This window comes from Streptomyces sp. NPDC002055 (assembly GCF_040296705.1).
Classification (GTDB): Bacteria; Actinomycetota; Actinomycetes; order Streptomycetales; family Streptomycetaceae; genus Streptomyces.
On record NZ_JBEOXS010000069.1, the window covers coordinates 15,553 to 36,039 of the forward strand.

Consider the following 20,487-nt stretch of genomic DNA (forward strand, 5'->3'; position numbering starts at 1 on the left):
CGCCGGTCGGACGGGCGGCGGACCGACAAGCGGCCGGATGAAGAGGCGGCCGGATGAAGAGGCGGCCGGGCGAAGAGGTAGCCGTGGCCCCCGGGCCCAGAGCAGCGGCGGAGATGCAGGCGGCCGAGATGCAGACGGCGGAGATCCAGGCGCCCGGATGAACCGCCCGCCTGCTCCCCCGGGTTCAGAGCAGCCCTGCTCCCCCGGGTTCAGAGCAGCGCTGGAGCCGACGGCGCCTGCGCCGACTGGGCCGCCCGGTGGAGGGCGCTGGCCAGCAGGGCCAGATCCGTCGGACCGTTGCCCAGCTCCCGCACCGGCCGCCGGGTCGGCGGATCGCCCATCCGCTCCCACTCCAGGGGCACCACCGTCGGCCGCAGCGTCGCGGTCCGGGGGATGCGGCCCGTCACCCGCCCCGCCTGGAACGGGGTGACCGAACCGTCGGCGAACAGCAGTCGGCCGCGCCCCGGTGCCGGCTCCCCGGCATCGCCCCCGGCCTCCGGCCGCGCCGGCCCCGGCCCCTCGGCGGGCAGGATCTCCAGCGCGATGCGCAGCCCCGCCTGTTCGGCCGCGGCGGTCTCCGCGGTGCGGTCCGGCCGGCCGGTCGCCGCGATCAGATGGACCCCGAGCCGGGCGCCCTCCCGGGCCACCGCCTCCAGGGCGCGCACCACCGAACCGGCCGCGGGCCGCCCCGGGCTGCCCAGCCCGGGGGCCACCAGCTCGTCGTAGTCGTCCACGAGCACCACGAGCCGTGGCAGCGCCGGGGGCTCCTCGCCCGCCGCCGCGTCGGCCGCCCGGCCGACGCCGCCCGGTCCGGCGCCCGTCGCCGAACCGCCGCCGCGGGCGCGCAGCTTCAGCGTCCCGCTGGGCGCCGACTCCAGATCCCCGTGCCGGTCGGCCACCGGGTCGGTGTCCCGGGGCCGCCGCGGCGCGACCATCCGGTCCGCCACCGCCCGCCGGGTGTGCCAGTCGGTGAAGTCGCCGTCGCCGATCAGCTCCGCACGGCGCTTGAGCTCGGTGCCCAGGGCCTGGGCGAAGGTCCGCATCCGGACCGGGTCCGCCGCCGCCAGATACGTGGAGACGTGCGGGAGCTCGGTGCAGACCCGCAGCCCCTCGCCGCGCTCGGCCCCGCCGCCGTCGACGAGGACCAGCGCCACCCGGTCCGGCCGGTCGGCGGCGGCCAGCGAGGCGGCCATCGAGCGCAGCAGCTCCGTCTTGCCGCTGCCCGGACCGCCCTCCACGAGCAGATGGGGGCCGTCGGCGGCCGGGTCCACGGACAGCGGTCCGTGCGGTCCGGCGCCCAGCACCGCGCAGACCCGGCCGCCCTCGGCGGGTCCGGCGTCCGCCGCCGCGGCCCACCGGGCCATCAGCGAGGCCGGGGTGGCGCGGGCCAGCCCCAGCTCGTCCAGCAGCCGCGCGGTCCGGGGCAGTGGAGCGGCCACCCGCCGGGGCCCGTCGCCACCGGTGTCCGCGGCCCGCAGCGGGGCCAGCGCGCGGGCGAAGCGCTCCGCCCAGGCGGCCGACACCGCGTCCACGGTCGCCACCACACCGTTGTTCACCGGGCCCGCCGGGCCCAGGTGCATCACCCGGAGCGCGGTGGCGACATCGCCGCTGAGCAGCGCGGCCGCCCCGCACTCGGAGAACGGAGCCGACGCCTCCCGCGCCATGTCCAGCGTCACGGAGAGCGGGGACGCGGGCGACGCCGCGGGGGTCTCGGCCAGACACAGCACATGGATACCGGCCGCCGGCCCGCCCGCGGCCAGCCGCGCCGTCGTCCCGCGCAGCGCGGCCGAGCCCGGATCGCCGTCGACGATCACCAGGGTGTACGGGCCGTCGTACTCCCCGGCCGCCTCCGCGATCGCCGCGCGGTCCGCGGTGATCCAGCTCGGCCCCAGCGGTCCGTCGTCCAGCCGTCGCACCAGCTCGCCGGTGCGCGCCGCGGCCTGGTCCCGGTCGTGGGCCAGCAGCAGCCGGCAGTCCTGGCCGTGCGCCGGGCGGACCTGCGGCAGCCAGCCCAGCCAGCCCCACTCCGCCAGCCGCTCCGCCGCCGGGCGCTCCCGGTCGGTGCTGATGAGGACGATCTCCAGGTCGCCCGGCGGGTGCAGGGCGGCCAGCTGCGCCACGACGGAGCGGGCGAGCCCGGTCAGCCGCGCCCGCGGCCCGGCCAGCCCCAGCGAGCCGGTCTGCCGCAGCCCGAGGGTGACCGGGGCGGCGGGGGCGCCGGGCCGGTCGGCGGTGCCGAGCCGGACGACCAGGGTGTCCGGGTGCCCCGGGCCGCGCTCCCACAGCCGGGGACCGGGGCCGAGCGCGGTCAGCAGCACCTCGGACGGGTCGGGCCACCGCTTCGCCGCGGCCTCCTCGGCGGCGGTGTCGACCACCGGGCGGGTCTGTGGCGGCTCGGTGCCGGGAGCCGCTCCGGCATCGGCCCGCGCTCCGGCCAGCCGCCGGGCCCAGGCCCCTATGCCGCGCACCCGCCGGACCTGGCGCGGGGCGCCCTCCGGCCCGGGAGCGGCGAGAGCGTGCCGCCCGGGGTGGGTCGCGGCGGAGTCCGGCTGTCCCACAACGGCGGCGGAGGCGGGATACGGGCCGCCCGCGGCCGTGCCCGGGTGGGTGACCATCGACTCCGCGTAACCCCAGCCCGCGACCGTGCCGCCGCCCCCGGCCTGCGGTGCGCCGCTCCCGGGGGCGGGCACCGGTCCGGCGGGGTCCCGCCCGTCCGCGCCCTCCGCCGCAGCGCCCACGACGACCCGCAGATGGCCCTCGCCGTCCGGCCGGGCCGGCAGGGCGCCGGGCACCGGCGTACCGGCGGGAGCCGGGGGCGCGCCCGCGGCGGGGCCGGGGGCGGCGACCAGCCGCAGCGCCGACTCGCCCAGCCGGAGCAGCGCCCCGGGCCGGACCGGAGCCGGGGCGCCGCCCACCGGCTCGCCGTCCAGCGCGGTGCCGTTCGTCGAGTTCAGGTCGGCGACGGTGACCCGGCCGTCGTCCGCGACGGTGACCGCGCAGTGCAGCCGGGAGACGTCCGGGTCGTCCAGGGGGACGTCCGCGTCGGCGGACCGCCCGATCCGGATCTGCCCGCCGTGCAGCAGATGGACGCCGCCCGCGTCGGGCCCCGCGACCACATGGAGCTGGGCGGGGGCGCCGGACGGCAGCACCGGGGGCCCGCCGGGGTGCCGCTCGGGCTCGGCGGGACCGCCCAGGGAGAGCACCGCGCCGTCGGTCAGCGGCGGCTCGCCGAGGGCGCAGCGCTGGGCGTCGAGCCGCTCGGCGCCCGCGTACAGCACGACCGGGCCGGAGCCGGAGGAGTCGGGGGCGCTCTCGCCCCCGGACCGTGAGGAGCCCGCCCCGGCGGCGGAGCCGGCCGGGGGAGTGGCGCCGGAGGAGGCGGCGACGGCGGCCGCGAGCCCGCTCGCCACCGCGGCGAGCGCGGTGCCGGGAGGAGCCGTGACGAGCACGTCGCAGACCCGCGCGGCGTGGCCGCCGCGCGGTCCGAGGACGGTCAGCCGAATCTGCATCGCCGTCAACGGTCCCTTCTGCCCGGCGTGCGCGACCGGGGAGGCCGGCTCCCCCGCCGTGCACAGGCACCTCAGCACGTACAGGTCACACGGCGGACGGGACCGGAGTTGCCCACCGCTTCCGTGCTCGGTGCATCCTCGCACCTGCCACCGACACTTCGCGCCGGGACCGGCGACAATCGATCTTGATTGGCCGGGCTACGGCGCAAATGTGTCGCTGTGGCCCGCGTTACGGTGTCGCCCCCGCTCGCCGGGGGGAGGGATTCCGGTCGGCGCCGTCCGCTCGGCAACCATCTGCCCGGAACGCGCGTCTTCCAGTCGACCCCGGGTCGTCGTAACCGGTCGGCATACCGTACGGCGGCATTACAGTGGGTCGAACGGGCCGCCGAGCCGTCGGGCGGCCTCGCAATTTGGACCACGATCAGGGAGCGCAGACGTGCGGCCGGTAGGCAGCAAGTACCTGCTCGAGGAGCCGCTCGGACGCGGAGCCACGGGCACCGTCTGGCGGGCGAGCCAGCGAGAGGCGGCCGGCGCCGAGGCGGCCGTTCCCGGCCAGCCGGGCGAGACCGTCGCGATCAAGGTCCTCAAGGAGGAGCTGGCCGGCGACCCGGACATCGTGATGCGCTTCCTGCGCGAGCGGTCCGTGCTGCTGCGGCTCACCCACCGCAACATCGTGCGGACCAGGGACCTGGTCGTCGAGGGCGATCTGCTGGCCCTGGTCATGGACCTGATCGACGGCCCCGACCTGCACCGCTATCTGCGCGAGAACGGCCCGTTCTCGCCGGTGGCGGCCGCGCTGCTCACCGCGCAGATCGCCGACGCGCTGGCGGCGAGCCACAGCGACGGCGTCGTGCACCGGGACCTCAAGCCCGCCAACGTCCTGCTCATGGACGCCGGCGGCGAGCTGCACCCGATGCTCACCGACTTCGGCATCGCCCGGCTGGCGGACTCGCCCGGGCTGACCCGCACCCAGGAGTTCGTCGGCACGCCCGCCTACGTCGCGCCGGAGTCGGCCGAGGGGCGCCCGCAGACGTCCGCCGTCGACATCTACGGCGCCGGCATCGTGCTGTACGAGCTGGTCACCGGCCGTCCGCCGTTCGCCGGCTCCACCGCGCTGGAGGTGCTCCACCGGCACCTGAGCGAGGAGCCGCGCCGCCCGAGCACGGTGCCCGAACCGCTGTGGACGGTCATCGAGCGCTGTCTGCGCAAGAACCCCGACGAGCGGCCGAGCGCCGAGAACCTCGCCCGTGGCCTGCGCGTCGTCGCCGACGGCGTGGGCGTGCACGCCACCGCCGCCCAGGCCGAGGCCGCCCTCGGCGTGGCCGCGCTGCTGGCCCCCGACCCGGCTCCCGCGCCGGTGCCCGACTCGGGCGCCGGGGCCTCCGGCGACGCGGACCCCACCCAGGTGCTGCCGTCCGGCGCGGGCTCCTACGACCCGGCCGCCGCCACCAGCGTGCTGCCCTCCACCGGCCCGAACGCCGACCCCACCCAGGCCCTGCGGCACGGCGCCGGCCCCGGCGGCCCGAACGCCGATCCCACGCAGGCCATGCCGCCCGTCCAGGACGGCCCGCACCCGTGGCAGGGCCAGATGGCCGCCGCCCGGGACCGCAACGAGCAGACCCAGGTCCAGTACCTGGACCCGAGCGAGGACCCGCTGCGCCGCCGTCCGCCGCGCCGCCCTGCGGCGCCCCCGCCGCAGCCGTACGGCGGCCCGCAGCAGGGGCAGCAGCAGTACGGGCAGCAGCAGGGCCAGCAGCAGTACGGCCAGCAGCAGGGCCGGCCGCAGGGCCGCGGCCCCGCCCAGGCGCCCTACCCGCCGCAGCAGCCCCAGCAGCAGCCGCGCCGCCGGGAGCGCCGCCCCGAGCGGCACACCCCGCCGCCCCCGCCCGCACCGGAGCCGCAGCGCCGGGAGCCGCGCCGCCGCAGCGCCAATCCGATGCGGATCCCCGGGCTGGGCTGCCTCAAGGGCTGTCTGTTCAGCATCCTGATGCTCGTCGTGGGCGCCTGGCTGATCTGGGAACTCACCCCGCTCCAGGACTGGATCGCCGACGGAAAGAGCTTCTGGAACGCGGCCGGCGACTGGTACACCAGCGTCAAGGACTGGGTGTCGGAGATCAGCAAATCCTCCGGCTCCGGCGGACAGTGATTATCCGGCCCGCCCATTCCCGGTAGGCATTCGTTCCACCCGGCACCGGTACGCGCCCGTCGCGTACCGGTGTTCGGCATTTCCGGACCCGTGGCGCCCTTTCCGGGAGATTTCTTCGTGACGCGTCCACCGGTCTGGAGATTTGTCGACTCCTGAGGGGTGATTTCCCGCTCAGAAGCGACGGTTGCCGTCATCCGGGGCACCCAACACCCCGGTGTCCGCGTAGCTTTGTCGCCAACGCCAGCCCCGGAGACCTCGGGGCACGACACGTCGGAGCAGTCTTGGCACGGAAGATCGGCAGCCGGTACACCGCCCACCAGGTCCTGGGCCGGGGATCCGCCGGCACGGTGTGGCTCGGCGAGGGTCCCGAGGGGCCCGTCGCCATCAAGCTCCTGCGCGAGGACCTCGCGTCGGACCAGGAGCTCGTCGGGCGCTTCGTGCAGGAGCGCACCGCCCTGCTCAGCCTCTCCCACCCCCGGGTCGTCGGCGTCCGTGACCTCGTCGTGGACGGCAACGACCTCGCCCTCGTGATGGACCTCGTGCGCGGCACCGACCTGCGTACCCGGCTCGACCGCGACCGGCGCCTGGCCCCCGAGACGGCGGTCGCCATCGCCGCGGACGTGGCCGACGGCCTCACCGCGGCGCACTCCGCCGGGATCGTCCACCGCGACGTGAAGCCGGAGAACGTCCTGCTGGACGTGCAGGGCCCGGTCGGCCCCGGCGGCGCCCACCCGGCGCTGCTCACCGACTTCGGCATCGCCCGGCTCGTCGACGCGCCCAGCCGGACCAGGGCGACGAAGATCATCGGCACGCCCGACTACCTCGCCCCGGAGATCGTCGAGGGCCTGCCGCCCCGCGCCTCCGTCGACATCTACGCCCTCGCGACGGTCCTCTACGAACTGCTCGCCGGCTTCACCCCGTTCGGCGGCGGCTACCCCGGCGCGATCCTCCGCCGCCATGTGACGGAGACCGTGGCGCCCCTGCCGGGCATCCCCGACGAGCTGTGGCAGCTCCTCGTGCAGTGCCTCGCCAAGTCCCCCGCCTCCCGGCTGCGCGCGGCGGAGCTCGCCGGGCGGCTGCGCGAGCTGCTGCCCGACCTGGCCGGGATGCCCCCGCTGGACGTGGACGAGCCGGATTCCGGGGCCGAGGACGACCCCGACCCGGTCCACGACGAGCAGCCCCACCGGCCGCAGGAGGGCGCGGAAACCCCCCGCCGGGGCGCCGTACCCCTGGTGCACGGGGCCGCACGGGACTCCAACCGGGACACCCACACCAGCATGCGGGTGCCCAGCGCGGACGAGCTCGCGGGCGGGGCGCACGGCACCGCGCGCTTCCCCCGGGCCGCGGGGGAGCGGCGCCCGGGCTCGGCCCGCAGCCGCGCCGCCTCGGAGGCGGTGCGCCGCCGCCGGATCAGGCTCGGCGCCGTCGCGCTGGGGCTCGTCGCCGCGGCCGGGCTGGGCGGCTGGCTCGCGGCGGGCGAGGACGAGGGCGACGCCAAGCCGCCGGGCGTGGAGCGCCCGGACGGCGCCTCCTCGGCCCCCTGAGGACGCCGCCGCCCTGCTGAGGGCGGCTCGGCAGGGCGGCGCACCGCCGCCGCGGACCGCGGCGGCGGCGAGGAGGGCGAACCCGGCAGCGGAGGAGGGCGACCCCGCCGGCGACCGCCGGACCGGCCTGACCAGGGACGATGCCTCCCTCGGAGCGCGGCGCCCACCTGCCGGGAAGGAGCCGGTTTCGGCTGGAGCCGTACCCGCCCCGGCCCCCGGGCTGGGGCACGGCCCGGGCGGCGTGGTTTTCGCAGGATCAGCGGGTCAGGGGAGGTACCGCTCGACCGCCGCGGCTCCCTTCTCGGCGAGGAGCCGACGGGCCCGCTCGATCCGCTCGGGTGTCACATCGCGGCCGCTCAGCTTGACGAGGTCTTCGGGGTCCACCGGCCCCTCGGCACCCGTGCGCAGTTTCAGGTGCTTCGGCAGGGCGGTGGACCCGTCCTCGTGCGGTTCGGTCATGTCGACCCTCCTTCGTGCTCTGTGGGTCGTGTCAACGGAGCCATTGCTCGCGTATCACCCATTGTGGGGTGTTTTGCCGTGAGGTCCAGTGCCGGCGCATCCCGGGCAGAGCTCCGCGTCACAGCCGTTAGGCTGGACCCGTGGCAGTCGTCGATGTATCCGAAGAGCTGAAGTCCCTCTCCTCGACCATGGGGTCGATCGAGGCCGTCCTGGACCTCGACACGATGAGGGCCGACATCGCCGTGCTCGAGGAGCAGGCGGCGGCCCCCTCCCTGTGGGACGACCCGGAGAACGCCCAGAAGGTCACCAGCAAGCTCTCCTATCTCCAGGGGCACCTGCGCCGGGCCGAGGAGCTGCGCGGCCGGATCGACGATCTCGAGGTCCTCTTCGAGCTCGCCGACGCCGAGGACGACGCGGACGCCCGCGCCGAGGCCGAGTCCGAGCTCGTCGCCGTCCGCAAGGCGGTCGAGGAGATGGAGGTCCGCACCCTCCTGTCCGGCGAGTACGACTCCCGTGAGGCGGTCGTCAACATCCGGGCCGAGGCCGGCGGCGTCGACGCCGCCGACTTCGCCGAGCAGCTGCAGCGGATGTACCTGCGCTGGGCCGAGCGGCACGGCTACAAGACCGACGTCTACGAGACCTCCTACGCGGAGGAGGCCGGCATCAAGTCGACCACCTTCGCCGTCCAGGCCCCGTACGCGTACGGCACCCTCTCCGTGGAGCAGGGCACCCACCGCCTCGTCCGCATCTCGCCGTTCGACAACCAGGGCCGCCGGCAGACGTCCTTCGCGGGCGTCGAGGTCCTCCCGGTCGTCGAGCAGACCGACCACATCGAGATCGACGAGTCGGAGCTGCGGGTCGACGTGTACCGCTCCTCCGGCCCGGGCGGACAGGGCGTCAACACCACGGACTCCGCGGTGCGGCTGACCCACATCCCGACCGGCATCGTCGTCTCCTGTCAGAACGAGCGCTCGCAGATCCAGAACAAGGCGACCGCGATGAACGTCCTCCAGGCCAAGCTGCTCGAGCGGCGCCGCCAGGAGGAGCAGGCGAAGATGGACGCACTGAAGGGCGACGGCGGCAACTCCTGGGGCAACCAGATGCGTTCGTACGTCCTGCACCCGTACCAGATGGTCAAGGACCTCCGGACGGAGTTCGAGGTCGGCAACCCGCAGTCGGTGCTCGACGGCGAGATCGACGGCTTCCTGGAGGCCGGGATCCGCTGGCGCAAGCAGCAGGAGAAGTAAGGGTTCTTGCGCTGTGCCCGCCTTCGCGGGGGCATGGCGCAAGGGCCTTTGAGCCCGAAAGGCTCCCGAGGCAACTGCCGCTCTCCGAGTGGCGGTTGCCTTTTTCGTCACAGTCGGCCGACTTTAACGGCGGGCATTCGCTGCATAGTCGACAATGCGTGCGGAATGACCTTGACGTTGATGTGAAAAGTGGGAAAGCTGACGCGCGGCATGCCCATGACTGAGGCGCGTGCGATCGGGGGCGGGGGCGGTTTGTCCCGCCTGTTTCTTTTCTCCCCCCATGCTGCCGCTGCCCGACGCAGGGCTGCTCACTGACAAATCAGCTACTGGGGGTAGCAAGCACATGACCAAGAAAATGCGGCTGCGTGTGGCGCGGATCGCGGCCGGCGCGGTGATTGCCGCGGGTGCGTCGCTGACCGCTGCCGGCGCCGCTCAGGCCGTGGGTGTGGATGTCGAGGTCGGCGGTATCGGCGTCGGCGCGCACGCGGGCAAGAAGGGCGTGCACGCCGGGATCGACATCGGCGAGCAGCCGACGGGCGACCCGACGGGCATCCCGACGGGCGACCCGACCGGTATCCCGACGGGTGAGCCGACCGGCGACCCCACGGGTGACCCGACCGGCGGCCCGACGGACCCGACGGACCCGACGGGCGAGCCCACGGACCCGACCGACCCGACCGGCGAGCCCACGGACCCGACGGACCCGACCGGTGAGCCGACGGAGCCCACCGAGGACCCGACGGACCCGACGGACCCGACCGGCGAGCCCACGGACCCGACCGAGGACCCGACCGACGGCACGGGCGGTGCCGGCAACGGCACCGGCGGTGGCGGCAACGACCCGGGCACCGACACCGGTGCGGGCACCGGGACCGGCACCGGCACTGACACCGACAGCGTCGGCTCGCAGCCCGTCCAGCAGGGTGAGGCCAAGGAGGAGCTCGCCGAGACCGGTGCCTCCGAGACCGCGTTCCTGCTGATCGGCGCCGCGACCATGATCGCGGGCGGCATCGGCTTCCGCATGCTGCCGCGTCTGATGACCCGTGGCGGCGGCGGCGCCGCGGCCTGATCCACGGCCTGACCCGCAGGGCCCCGTCCCGCCGGAACACCATCCGGCGGGACGGGGCCCTGCGGCGTTCCGGGGTCGCGGCGGCGCCGGAAGGGCCCGGTCCGGGCCTGCGGCCGTTCAGACGGCCACGGAGGGCCTCTGCGGGGTGGTTCCGGGGTTCCGTGAGGTCAGGGAGGAGGCGGAGCCGGACGGGGCGTGGCGGGCGTACGGGGCGGCTCGGTGCGGACGCGGAGGCGGGCATGCCGCAGGCGGCCGGGCACGCGCGCACCGGCTCCCCGACACGCCGACGCGGCCTCGGGGCCGCGCGTCATCGCGGCCGGGGCGGACCGGGCAGGCCTCAGGCGCCCTGCTGGGCCAGCACGGGCGCCAGCACGGCGACGGCGATCAAGGCCACCAGCAGGGCCAGCAGCGCCGCCGGGGAGAGCCCGCCGAACGGTCCTTGCTGCTGAAGCCGCTCGCGGCTCGCCCGGCAGACGGGGCAACGGCCCTCACTGACCGGGGCCGCGCAGTTGGCGCACACCAGACGGTCGCATGTCATGCGATCTCCTCCTCACTGTGGCCAACGCAGGCGGAAACACTCCGGTTCCCCCTACCACTGTGCCAGCTCCACCACGATTCGGCGCGCCCCGCAGGATTCCGTGACCCGGCCGTGGGTGGGAAGTCTGCGATCAATGCGTCCTTTGCCCTGAATAGTGTCGTGAATCGGCGCTCAACGGCCGGCCGACGTCTGCACGGCCCCGCCCGCTTCGCGTATGGTCACGCTCACCGACGGGAGCCGCGCTACGGCGTCCCGTGTCCCCTCTACAGGTCGACCCTGGTGCATCCGTGATCCGATTCGACAACGTCTCCAAGACCTACGCCAAGCAGACGCGCCCTGCTCTCCGCGATGTCTCGCTCGAGATCGAGAAGGGCGAGTTCGTCTTCCTCGTGGGGTCCTCGGGCTCCGGCAAGTCCACCTTCCTGCGGCTGCTGCTGCGCGAGGAGCGGGCCAGCCACGGCGCGGTGCACGTGCTGGGCAAGGACCTCGGCCGGCTCTCCAACTGGAAGGTGCCGCAGATGCGCCGCCAGTTGGGCACCGTGTTCCAGGACTTCCGGCTGCTCCCCAACAAGACGGTCGGCGAGAACGTCGCCTTCGCGCTCGAAGTGATCGGCAAGCCGCGGGGCCAGATCCGCAAGACCGTCCCCGAGGTCCTGGACCTCGTGGGGCTCGGCGGCAAGGACGACCGGATGCCGGGCGAGCTGTCCGGTGGTGAGCAGCAGCGCGTGGCCATCGCGCGGGCGTTCGTCAACCGTCCGATGCTGCTGATCGCCGACGAGCCGACGGGAAACCTGGACCCGCAGACCTCGGTGGGCATCATGAAGCTGCTGGACCGGATCAACCGGACCGGCACCACGGTCGTGATGGCCACGCACGACCAGCAGATCGTCGACCAGATGCGCAAGCGCGTCATCGAGCTCGAAAAGGGCCGACTGGTGCGCGACCAGTCGCGCGGTGTCTACGGCTACCAGCACTGATCGTTAGTCCCGTAGCCGCGGCCGCCCCCCTGAAAGGACATCATGCGCGCCCAGTTCGTCCTGTCGGAGATCAGCGTCGGTCTCCGTCGCAACCTCACGATGACCTTCGCGGTCATCGTCTCCGTCGCCCTGTCGCTCGCTCTCTTCGGCGGGTCCCTGCTCATGCGGGACCAGGTGAGCACGATGAAGGGCTTCTGGTACGACAAGGTCAACGTCTCGATCTTCCTCTGCAACAAGAACGACGCGACGAGCGACCCCAACTGCGCCAAGGGCGCGGTCACCGAGGACCAGAAGCAGCAGATCCGCGCGGATCTGAAGAAGCTGCCGGTCGTCGACACGGTGCAGTTCGAGAGCAGTGACCAGGCGTACAAGCACTACAAGGAGCAGTTCGGCGACTCGCCGCTGGCCAGCTCCCTCACGCCGGACCAGATGCAGGAGTCCTACCGGGTCAAGCTGAAGGACCCGGAGAAGTACCAGGTCATCTCCAGCGCCTTCTCCAGCCGGCCGGGTGTGCAGCAGGTCCAGGACCAGAAGAACCTGCTGCAGAACCTCTTCAACCTGCTCGACGGCATGAAGTACGCGGCCCTCGGCGTCATGGCGCTGATGCTGGTCGTCGCGCTGATGCTGATCGTCAACACGGTGCGGGTGTCGGCGTTCAGCCGCCGCCGGGAGACCGGCATCATGCGGCTGGTCGGGGCGTCGAGCTTCTACATCCAGATGCCGTTCATCATGGAGGCGGCGTTCGCCGGTCTGCTGGGCGCCACCGGCGCCTGCGCGATCCTGCTGGTCGGCCGCTACTTCCTCATCGACCACGGCCTGGCGCTCGCGGACAAGATGCAGCTGATCAACTTCATCGGCTGGGACGCGGTCCTCGCCAAGCTGCCGCTGGTGCTCGCCACCGGTCTCCTGATGCCCGCACTTGCGGCTTTCTTCGCCTTGCGCAAGTACCTCAAGGTGTGATCTGTACCCGGGGCGCCGTACGGGCGATTGGCCGTACGGCGCCCTTCGGTGTCCTAGACTCACCCGCATGTCGGGCCCGTGTACGTTCCTCCGGCCCCGCAGCGTCCGCCGCGGGGCGGCCCTGACATTGGTCTTCGGGTGCGTCGTCGCCGTCGGGACCGCTTCCGGTCTCTGGGACGGCGAGACGGCGAACGCCGCCCGGCTTCCCGCCCGTTCGGTCGCCCGCGCCGCCGACCGCGCCGAGGTCGCCCGCGCCGCCGCCGAGGCGATGGCGCACGGCAAGTCCGGTGCGCAGGCCGCCGAGGAGGTCGTCAGCCGCAGCGGTGACCGCTGGGGCGCCGTCTACAGCGCCCGCGAGTTCGAGGACGTGCGGCAGGCCCTCGACGGCAGTTACGTCGGCGTCGGCATCTGGGTGCGCGGCGGCCACGGCGGCCGGATCGAGGTGGCCCGGGTGCAGCCCGGGGCACCCGCTGGACACGCCGGCGTCCGGGCCGGGGACCGGCTCCGGACGATCGACGGCCGCGCCGTCACCGGGCAGCCCGTCACCGAGGTGGTGGCCCGGCTGCGCGGCGCCGGGGACGGCGGCCGGCCGGCCCGTGCGGGCACGCCGGTCGAGCTCGGCCTGGAGCGCGGCGGGCACGCCTGGCAGGAGCCGCTGCACCGGACGCGGCTGGCCACCGAGACCGTCACCGCCCGCCGGTGGGCGGCGGACCGCACCACACGGATCACGGTCGGATCGTTCACCCGGAGCACCGGGGAACAGGTGCGCCGCGCGGTGCGCAAGGCCCCCGCGGGCGACCGCATCCTGCTCGATCTGCGCGGCAACTCCGGTGGCCTGGTCACCGAGGCCGTCACCGCCGCGTCCGCGTTCCTCGACGGCGGCCTGGTGGCCACCTACGACGTCCGGGGCGAGCAGCAGGCCCTCTACGCGCGGCAGGGCGGCGACACCGGACGGCCGCTGGTGGTGCTCGTCGACGGCGGCACCATGAGCGCCGCCGAGCTGCTGGCCGGCGCGCTCCAGGACCGGGGCCGGGCGGTGGTCGTGGGCTCCCGGACCTTCGGCAAGGGTTCGGTGCAGATGCCGAGCGAGCTGCCGGACGGCTCGGTCGCCGAGCTGACCGTCGGCCACTACCGCACCCCCGCCGGACGCCTGGTGGACGGCCGCGGCATCACCCCCGATCTGGCCGTGCGCGGAGGGGCCGAGGACCGGGCCCGCACAGTATTGAGTGGCCTCGGAGGCGGGGCATAGTGCGAGAATGGCCGGGCTATGGCTAAAGAGACGGGGCGCAAGCTGATCGCGCAGAACAAGAAGGCGCGGCACGACTACACCATCATCGACACCTACGAGTGCGGTCTCGTGCTGACCGGCACCGAGGTGAAGTCGCTGCGGCAGGGGCGTGCCTCCCTGGTGGACGGCTTCGCGCAGCTCGACGGCGGCGAGGCGTGGCTGCACAACGTCCACATCCCCGAGTACACCCAGGGGACGTGGACCAACCACAGCGCGCGGCGCAAGCGGAAGCTGCTGCTGCACCGCGCGGAGATCGACAAGCTGGAGAGCAAGTCCCAGGAGACCGGGCACACGCTCGTCCCGCTGGCGCTGTACTTCAAGGACGGCCGGGCCAAGGTCGAGGTCGCCCTGGCCAAGGGCAAGAAGGAGTACGACAAGCGGCAGGCACTGCGCGAGAAGCAGGACAAGCGCGACGCCGACCGGGTGATCTCGGCGGTGAAGCGGCGGCAGCAGAGCTGATCCGCCGGGCCGCGCGGTGCGTCCGCGGGGCGCGGGCGGCTCACCCGTCCGGCGCCGGGGCGTACGGCTCCTGGGCCGGGGTGTCCTTGACAGGCCGGGAATACGCTGGCACGGGTCCGCGTTGATCCCGTACGATGGCGCAAGCAGCACGGGCACACGCCCGGCGCCGCAGATTGAAAAATCAACATGGGGATGATCGGTTTCGACAGCGGCTGTCGAAGCAGGGGAAGCGAGCCGAGGAAGCGGCAATGATCTCGTAAACCATATGTCGCAACCAATAAGTGCCGATAACAAGCGCACTCAGTTCGCCCTCGCTGCCTAAGTAGCGACCGGTGAACTTGTCAGCCCGGGGCTGTTCCCGACCCGGATCCTGGCATCAGCTAGGGAACTAAACCACTAGGCCCGGTCACGGGGCCCGGTGGGAAATCAAACAGTGACTGAGCCCGTCGGAGACTTGTCCGCGTGATCTCCGGGGCCGAGAAAATCGCAGCGGACTGCGCTCGGAGAAGCCCTGTTTCCGCACCGTTGGACGCGGGTTCGATTCCCGCCATCTCCACTCATCCCATGTGCGCCGAAGGCCCCGCTGTTCTCAGCGGGGCCTTCGGCGTTTCCGGACATCCGGTGGCGTTCCCCGGGACCCTCGGCGGCGGCCGAGGCGATCGGGTTCACGGGGCGTCCGGCGGGCTGTCCGGGGAGCGGCGCAGGCCCCGCCGGAGCCGTCCCGCTCCGGCCGCGGCGACCGCCAGGGCCAGGGCTCCGGCCAGCGCCGGGACCCAGTAGCCCGCGCCGGGGCCGAGGTGTTCCACGGTCCGGCCTCCCGTGGCGGCGCCGGCCGCGATGCCCACCAGCAGCGCGGTGTACGCCGTGGTCATGCCCTCGTTGAGGCGGGCCTCCGGGATCAGTTGCTGGACCAGCGCGATCCCGGTGACCATCGTCGGCGCGGTGGCCGTACCCGCGAGGAACAGCCCCGCCGCCAGCGCCGGCAGGCTGCCGGCCGTGGTGAGCGGCAGCACCCCGAGCGCCATGGCGGCGACGCCGGTGACGAGGCGTCCCGCCGACGCGGCCGGGAGCCGCAGCGCGCCGAAGACCAGACCGGCCGCGGCGGAACCGGCCGCCTGGAGCGCCAGGACGGCGCTGCTCGGCGCGGTGCCGCCCAGCGCGTCCACGGCGGCGATCGTCGCGACCTCCATCGAGCCGAAGAGGGTGCCGGTCGCCAGGAGGACGGCCAGCAGCACCCCGAGGCCCGGGACCCGCAGGGGCCCCGCCGGGCGGCCGCCGGGCCGCGGGTGGACCGGTGGTTCGGTGGCGCGCTGGGCGGCGAACAGCAGGGTGCCCGCGGTCAGCAGGACCGCCGCCGTCAGCAGCCCCGCCTCCGGGGCGACCAGGGTGCACAGCAGCATCGCCAGCACCGGGCCCACCATGAAGCAGAGCTCGTCGAGGACCTGCTCGAAGGAGCCGGCCACGTGCCGGAGCCCGGGGCTGTCCCGGTGCAGATGGGCCCAGCGCGCCCGGGTCATGGCCCCGACGCCCGGGGCGCCGGAGGAGCCGGCGCAGCTCAGCAGCAGGGCCCAGGCGGGGGCACCGTGGTGCACACAGAGCAGCAGGGACGCCGTCCCGGTGGCGAACACCAGGACCGCCGGCACGGCCACCCGGGCCTGCCCGTACCGGTCCACCAGCCGGCCGAGCAGCGGGGCGGTGACGGCGGTGACCGCCACTCCGGTGGCCGACACCGCTCCGGCCAGCGCGTACGAGTCGCGCTCCAGGGCGATCAGCAGCACGGTGGCGACGCCGAGCATGGACATCGGGAGCCGGGCCAGGGCGCCGGCCAGGGTGAAGGCGACCGCGCCGGGCGTTGCGAAGATCCGGCGGTAGGGGGTCAGCGGGCCGCGGCGGCGGGCGGGCGGCGGCATCCGGCGGTCGGCGGCGACCAGGGTGTCGCCGACCACGGTCAGCAGGGGCGCGTCGGAGGAGTGGGGCATGGCTCAACGGTCGTCGCCCGGTGCGGTGTTGGTCCAACACCTGATCAGTGGCGATTCACGCATCCGTGTTGTTGACTGGCCGGGTGCCCCGAGACATCGCCCCGCGGCTGCTGCGCGCCTTCGTCACCGTCGCCGGTGAGCTGCACTTCACCCGGGCCGCCGCCCGGCTGTTCGTCGCCCAGCAGGCGCTGAGCCGGGACATCGGGCGGCTGGAGCGGGAGTTGGGCGTCACGCTCTTCCTCCGCACCACGCGCAGCGTCGAGCTGACGGCGGACGGGCAGCGGCTGCTGCCGTACGCCCGCCGGGTGCTGGCGGCGCAGGACGAGCTGGTGGCCGCCTGCGCCGACGGGGGCGGGCGCCCGCTGCTGGTCGACGTCGGCTCGCCGTACGCCACCGCGCAGCGGGTCCTCGCCGAGGCGCGGAGCGCCGCGCCCGGGACGGAGTTCTTCGCCCGCTTCCACAGCGGTCTCACCGGGGCCGCGGAGGATGTGCTCGCGGGCCGGCTCGATGTGTCGTTCGGCCGGGTGGCGGGGCTGGCCCCGGCCGTCCTGGCCCGGCTGGAGCACTGCCCGGTGCGGTACGAGCCGATGACCGTGGTGCTGCCGGCGGGGCATCCGCTCGCCGGGCTGCCGGCCGTGCCGCTGGCGGCGCTCGCCGGGGAGTCGGTCTACACCGGCGCGGGCAACCCGGCGACCGCCGAGTGGACCGGGCTCGCGGACCTGCTCTTCGCCGGGCGCCGGATCGCCGCGCTGCCCCCGCTGCCGCCGATCGAGGGCAAGGACGAGTTCGCCCGGGTGATGGAGAAGCTGGGGCGGCCGGTGCTGGCCAGCGTGGAGTTCGTCGACATGCCCTGGGCGGTGCGCCGGCCGCTGGTGGATCCGGTCCCGCTGTCCGCGGTCTCCATGGTGTGGCGCCGCGGGCTGCGGCACCCGGGGCTGGACGTGCTGCGCGCGGCGGCGCGGTCGCTGGGAGAGGCGGAGCGGTGGCTGGAGCGCCCCGATGGTTCCTGGCTGCCCGATGTCGACGGGACACTGATGGCGCCCATCGGGAAGTAGCACCGGAGTGTCCATGGTTGGCAGAGAAATGACCGACTCCGACCGTTAAAAGGGGCGTGCGCCGGTGTGTCCCCAGTGTGCGCTACGTTCCTCGTCCGGGCGCAATGCGGTAGGGGGGCGCCTCGGGCCGGTGGGGAGACCGGGCCCGACGGCAGATGCCCGGAGACGTCGCGTGCGCACCTCGATCGGCCTCTGCACCCCGGGATGTGCGTACACCAGTGGACAACTTGCGAGACCCTGCCCTGCTTCGGAGTGCCGTGGCCCCGGGCGCCGGCCCGGCACCCCTGGCCGACCTGGCCGATTACACCGGCCTGGACGACGACGAACCGACCCGGCAGCTGCCGGAGGTGTCCCTCGGCGGGCCCCCGGGCACCGACGAGGACGGCGGACCGGTGTTCGTCGACAGCAGCGGACGGCGCCGGCGCAAGCTCCGGCGCATCGGCTGGATCCTGGGCGCGGGCTGCGCCGGGTACGCGGCCGTGCTGGTCTACTCGCTGCTCGGCGGCAACGCCGGGGCCCCCTGGCTGCTGATCCCGGGCGCCGACGACGACAAGCCGCGGGACGCGGTGGTGACGTCGCCCGAGAAGGGCGCCGGGGCGGAGGGCGGTGCCCCGGCGCCGGCCACCGGCGTGGCCGGCGCCGGTGCCACCAGCGGGCCGGACGCCTCCGAGTCCGGCAGGCCGGGCCGGCGGGCGTCCGCCGAGGAGCGCAAGCGCGACGCGAAGAAGGCCGCGCCGGGCAAGGGCGAGCGCACCGCGCCCGCCACCGCCGGGGCGAAGGTCACCCCGGCGCCCCGGCCGGTCACCGAGCCGGTCCCGGACCGGGACCCCGACCCCGGCACCGAGCCGGGACCCGCACCCGACCCGGGCGCCGGGCCCGGCCCCGTACCCGCGGAGTCGGCGTCCTCGACGCCCGAGCCCGCGACCGGTTCCCCGGCCCCCGAGAGCTCACAGCCGGCCCCCCAGGGCGGCACATCATGAGGTCCCCGCGCGCCCGCGGGCGCACCCGGCGCCGCAGGCTGCCGATGCGGCACCTGCTGCCGCTCACCTTCCTCGTGGCGCTGCTCGGCATGCTGATGCTCCGCGGCTACGTCCACAGCGAGATCCTCGCCGACCACCGGGTGCGGTCCGCCGCGCCCTCCGGGGAGGTCCCGGAGCGGATCCTGAGCGGCGGGCCGGTGCTCGACGCCCGCGGCGAGGGGCGGCCCGTCAGCCACCGCATCCCCGACCGGAAGGTCGTGCTGACCTTCGACGACGGGCCCGACCCGGTGTGGACGCCGCGGATCCTCGACCGGCTGAAGCAGCAGCGGGCGCACGCCGTCTTCTTCGTCACCGGCACCATGGCCGCCCGCTACCCCGAACTGGTGCGGCGGATCGTGGCCGAGGGGCACGAGGTGGGCCTGCACACCTTCAACCACCCCGACCTCTCGTACCAGTCGCGCTCCGGGATCGACTGGCAGCTGACCCAGAACCAGCTCGCGCTGGCCGGGGCGGCCGGGATCCGCACCTCGCTCTTCCGGCCGCCGTACTCGGCGACCGCCGACGCCCTGGACAACAGGTCCTGGCCGGTGACCCGCTACATCGGCAGCCGCGGCTACATCAGCGCCTTCATCGACACCGACAGCGAGGACTGGGCCCGCCCCGGCGTCGCCGCGATCGTCCGGAACGCCCTGCCCGACAAGCGCGGCGCCGGGGCGGTCGTCCTGCTGCACGACTCCGGCGGCGACCGCTCCCAGACCCTGGCCGCGCTCGACCGGATCATCCCCGAACTCAAGGACCGCGGCTACACGTTCCCGACGCTGACCCGGGCCCTGAAGGCGCCCAGCGCGCACACCCCCGTCACCGGCGCCGAGCTGTGGAAGGGCAAGGCGTTCGTCCTCGCGGTGGAGCTGTCCGAGGACACCACGGACACCCTGGCCGTGCTGCTCGCCGTGGTCGGCGTCCTGGTGTTCCTCCGCTTCGGGCTGATGCTGGTGCTCTCCTGGGCGCACGCCCGGAAGGTGCGCCGGCGCCGCTTCCGCTGGGGGCCGCCGGTGACCGAGCCGGTCACCGTGCTGGTCCCGGCCTACAACGAGGCCAAGTGCATCACCAACACCGTGCGTTCGCTGGTCGCCGGGGACCACCCGGTGGAGATCATCGTCATCGACGACGGCTCCGCGGACGGCACGGCCGACCTCGTCGACGGGCTCGGCCTGCCCGGCGTGCGGGTCGTGCGGCAGCGGAACGCGGGCAAGCCCGCCGCGCTCAACAACGGCATCGCCCACGCCTCCCACGCCATCGTGGTGATGATGGACGGCGACACGGTCTTCGAGGAGTCGACCGTCCGCGAGCTGGTGCAGCCGTTCGGCGATCCGCGGGTCGGCGCGGTCGCGGGGAACGCCAAGGTCGGCAACCGGGACACCCTCATCGGCGCCTGGCAGCACATCGAGTACGTGATGGGCTTCAACCTGGACCGCCGGATGTACGACGTGCTGCGGTGCATGCCCACCATCCCGGGAGCGGTCGGCGCCTTCCGCCGCGACGCCCTGGACCGGGTCGGCGGGATGAGCGAGGACACGCTCGCCGAGGACACCGACATCACCATGGCCCTGCACCGGGACGGCTGGCGGGTGGTCTACGCCGAGAAGGCCCGCGCCTGGACCGAGGCGCCCGAGACGGTCCAGCAGCTCTGGTCGCAGCGCTACCGCTGGTGCTACGGCACCATGCAGGCGATCTGGAAGCACCGGCGGGCGCTGGTCGAGTCGGGGCCGTCCGGCCGGTTCGGCCGGGTCGGGCTGCCGCTGGTCTCGCTGTTCATGGTGCTCGCGCCGCTGCTCGCCCCGCTGATCGACGTCTTCCTCGCCTACGGCCTGATCTTCGGCCCCACCGGGAAGACCGTGCTGGCCTGGCTCGGGGTGCTCGCCGTCCAGGCGGTGTGCGCGGCCTACGCCTTCCGGCTGGACGGCGAGAAGAAGACCCATCTGGTCTCGCTGCCGCTCCAGCAGATCCTCTACCGCCAGCTCATGTACGTGGTGCTGCTCCAGTCCTGGATCACCGCGCTCACCGGCGGCCGGCTCCGCTGGCAGAAGCTGCGCCGCACCGGGGCGGTCGGCGCGCCCGTGGCCGGAACGGCGCCGCGCGCCACGGGTGTCCCGGAGAAGGAGCGCGTCGGATGACCGTCCGTTCCGCCACGGGCGCGCCGACCGCCCCGGTGCGGCGCAGCTTCTGCCAGCGGAGCCGGCCGCCGGTGAGCGCGGTGATCCAGGACTGGAGCAGCAC

The 20,487-nt window shown here is 74.4% G+C and carries 15 protein-coding genes, 1 other RNA gene and 1 pseudogene; 12 read left to right on the plus strand and 5 right to left on the minus strand.

The window, feature by feature from the left end:
- Nucleotides 1–209: 209 nt before the first annotated feature.
- A complete protein-coding gene (locus tag ABT112_RS29825) occupies nt 210–3,509 on the minus strand; it encodes an FtsK/SpoIIIE domain-containing protein (RefSeq protein WP_351514843.1) in 3,300 nt (1,099 codons plus the stop codon).
- Between the two features lie 436 nt (nt 3,510–3,945).
- Here ABT112_RS29825 and ABT112_RS29830 point away from each other — a divergent pair, with 436 nt between their 5' ends.
- Together ABT112_RS29830 and ABT112_RS29835 are read left to right on the plus strand one after the other, a co-directional pair.
- A complete protein-coding gene (locus ABT112_RS29830; RefSeq protein WP_351514845.1) occupies nt 3,946–5,655 on the plus strand; it encodes a serine/threonine-protein kinase in 1,710 nt (569 codons plus the stop codon).
- Between the two features lie 281 nt (nt 5,656–5,936).
- The gene (locus tag ABT112_RS29835) at nt 5,937–7,199 is read left to right on the plus strand and encodes a serine/threonine-protein kinase (RefSeq protein WP_351514847.1); all 1,263 of its coding nucleotides are present in this window, start codon (nt 5,937–5,939) and stop codon (nt 7,197–7,199) included.
- Between the two features lie 264 nt (nt 7,200–7,463).
- Here ABT112_RS29835 and ABT112_RS29840 read toward each other — a convergent pair whose 3' ends face one another.
- Entirely contained in the window at nt 7,464–7,658 is a 195-nt protein-coding gene (locus tag ABT112_RS29840; protein WP_351514849.1) for a hypothetical protein, read from the minus strand.
- 140 nt (nt 7,659–7,798) lie between these two features.
- Between ABT112_RS29840 and prfB the strand changes: the two genes are divergently transcribed.
- Nucleotides 7,799–8,905, plus strand: a complete 1,107-nt coding sequence (prfB, locus tag ABT112_RS29845; protein ID WP_351514851.1) for a peptide chain release factor 2 — start codon at nt 7,799–7,801, stop codon at nt 8,903–8,905.
- 343 nt (nt 8,906–9,248) lie between these two features.
- A complete protein-coding gene (locus tag ABT112_RS29850) occupies nt 9,249–9,974 on the plus strand; it encodes an LPXTG cell wall anchor domain-containing protein (protein WP_351514853.1) in 726 nt (241 codons plus the stop codon).
- Between the two features lie 337 nt (nt 9,975–10,311).
- Here ABT112_RS29850 and ABT112_RS29855 read toward each other — a convergent pair whose 3' ends face one another.
- Nucleotides 10,312–10,512: a hypothetical protein gene (locus ABT112_RS29855; protein WP_351514855.1), complete on the minus strand. Its 201-nt coding sequence runs from the start codon at nt 10,510–10,512 to the stop codon at nt 10,312–10,314.
- 287 nt (nt 10,513–10,799) lie between these two features.
- On the opposite strand from ABT112_RS29855, the gene ftsE reads away from it, so the two are divergent.
- The 5 genes from ftsE (at nt 10,800) to ssrA (ending at nt 14,755) form a co-directional block, all read left to right on the plus strand.
- Nucleotides 10,800–11,489 (plus strand): cell division ATP-binding protein FtsE, encoded by a 690-nt coding sequence (gene ftsE, locus ABT112_RS29860; protein WP_351514857.1) that lies wholly within the window; start codon nt 10,800–10,802, stop codon nt 11,487–11,489.
- Nucleotides 11,490–11,531: 42 nt separating this feature from the next.
- A complete protein-coding gene (ftsX, locus tag ABT112_RS29865; RefSeq protein WP_351514859.1) occupies nt 11,532–12,449 on the plus strand; it encodes a permease-like cell division protein FtsX in 918 nt (305 codons plus the stop codon).
- Between the two features lie 67 nt (nt 12,450–12,516).
- Nucleotides 12,517–13,698, plus strand: coding sequence for a S41 family peptidase (locus ABT112_RS29870; RefSeq protein WP_351514861.1), 1,182 nt, complete (start codon nt 12,517–12,519; stop codon nt 13,696–13,698).
- A gap of 18 nt (nt 13,699–13,716) precedes the next feature.
- Entirely contained in the window at nt 13,717–14,196 is a 480-nt protein-coding gene (gene smpB, locus ABT112_RS29875) for an SsrA-binding protein SmpB (RefSeq protein ID WP_351514863.1), read from the plus strand.
- 188 nt (nt 14,197–14,384) lie between these two features.
- Nucleotides 14,385–14,755: a transfer-messenger RNA gene (ssrA, locus tag ABT112_RS29880) on the plus strand.
- Nucleotides 14,756–14,861: 106 nt separating this feature from the next.
- Here the strand turns inward: ssrA and ABT112_RS29885 are convergent.
- Entirely contained in the window at nt 14,862–16,175 is a 1,314-nt protein-coding gene (locus ABT112_RS29885) for an MFS transporter (protein WP_351514865.1), read from the minus strand.
- An 83-nt stretch (nt 16,176–16,258) separates the two neighbouring features.
- On the opposite strand from ABT112_RS29885, the gene ABT112_RS29890 reads away from it, so the two are divergent.
- The 3 genes and pseudogenes from ABT112_RS29890 to ABT112_RS29900 all read left to right on the plus strand — a co-directional run.
- Complete coding sequence (locus tag ABT112_RS29890) at nt 16,259–17,230, plus strand: LysR family transcriptional regulator (RefSeq protein ID WP_351514867.1); 972 nt, start codon at nt 16,259–16,261, stop codon at nt 17,228–17,230.
- 257 nt (nt 17,231–17,487) lie between these two features.
- Nucleotides 17,488–18,210 carry a hypothetical protein gene (locus ABT112_RS29895; RefSeq protein WP_351514869.1) on the plus strand — a complete coding sequence of 241 codons (723 nt, stop codon included), beginning with the start codon at nt 17,488–17,490 and terminating at the stop codon, nt 18,208–18,210.
- A pseudogene (locus ABT112_RS29900) lies at nt 18,207–20,366 on the plus strand (bifunctional polysaccharide deacetylase/glycosyltransferase family 2 protein); the annotation flags it as partial. The gene ABT112_RS29895 and the pseudogene ABT112_RS29900, both read left to right, overlap by 4 nt.
- On the opposite strand, the gene ABT112_RS35475 reads toward ABT112_RS29900, so the two are convergent.
- Nucleotides 20,269–20,487, minus strand: a 219-nt coding sequence (locus ABT112_RS35475) for a hypothetical protein (RefSeq protein ID WP_502975484.1), incomplete at its 5' end; no start/stop codon positions are given. The pseudogene ABT112_RS29900 and the gene ABT112_RS35475 sit on opposite strands and share 98 nt — an antisense overlap.

Coding starts and splice junctions, on each gene's coding strand:
- ABT112_RS29870 (WP_351514861.1), top strand. CDS start 12,517: ATGTCGGGCCCGTGTACGTTCCTCCGGCCCCGCAGCGTCCGCCGCGGG.
- ABT112_RS29840 (WP_351514849.1), bottom strand. CDS start 7,658: ATGACCGAACCGCACGAGGACGGGTCCACCGCCCTGCCGAAGCACCTG.
- smpB (WP_351514863.1), top strand. CDS start 13,717: ATGGCTAAAGAGACGGGGCGCAAGCTGATCGCGCAGAACAAGAAGGCG.
- ABT112_RS29850 (WP_351514853.1), top strand. CDS start 9,249: ATGACCAAGAAAATGCGGCTGCGTGTGGCGCGGATCGCGGCCGGCGCG.
- ftsX (WP_351514859.1), top strand. CDS start 11,532: ATGCGCGCCCAGTTCGTCCTGTCGGAGATCAGCGTCGGTCTCCGTCGC.
- ABT112_RS29885 (WP_351514865.1), bottom strand. CDS start 16,175: ATGCCCCACTCCTCCGACGCGCCCCTGCTGACCGTGGTCGGCGACACC.
- ABT112_RS29855 (WP_351514855.1), bottom strand. CDS start 10,512: ATGACATGCGACCGTCTGGTGTGCGCCAACTGCGCGGCCCCGGTCAGT.
- ABT112_RS29825 (WP_351514843.1), bottom strand. CDS start 3,509: ATGCAGATTCGGCTGACCGTCCTCGGACCGCGCGGCGGCCACGCCGCG.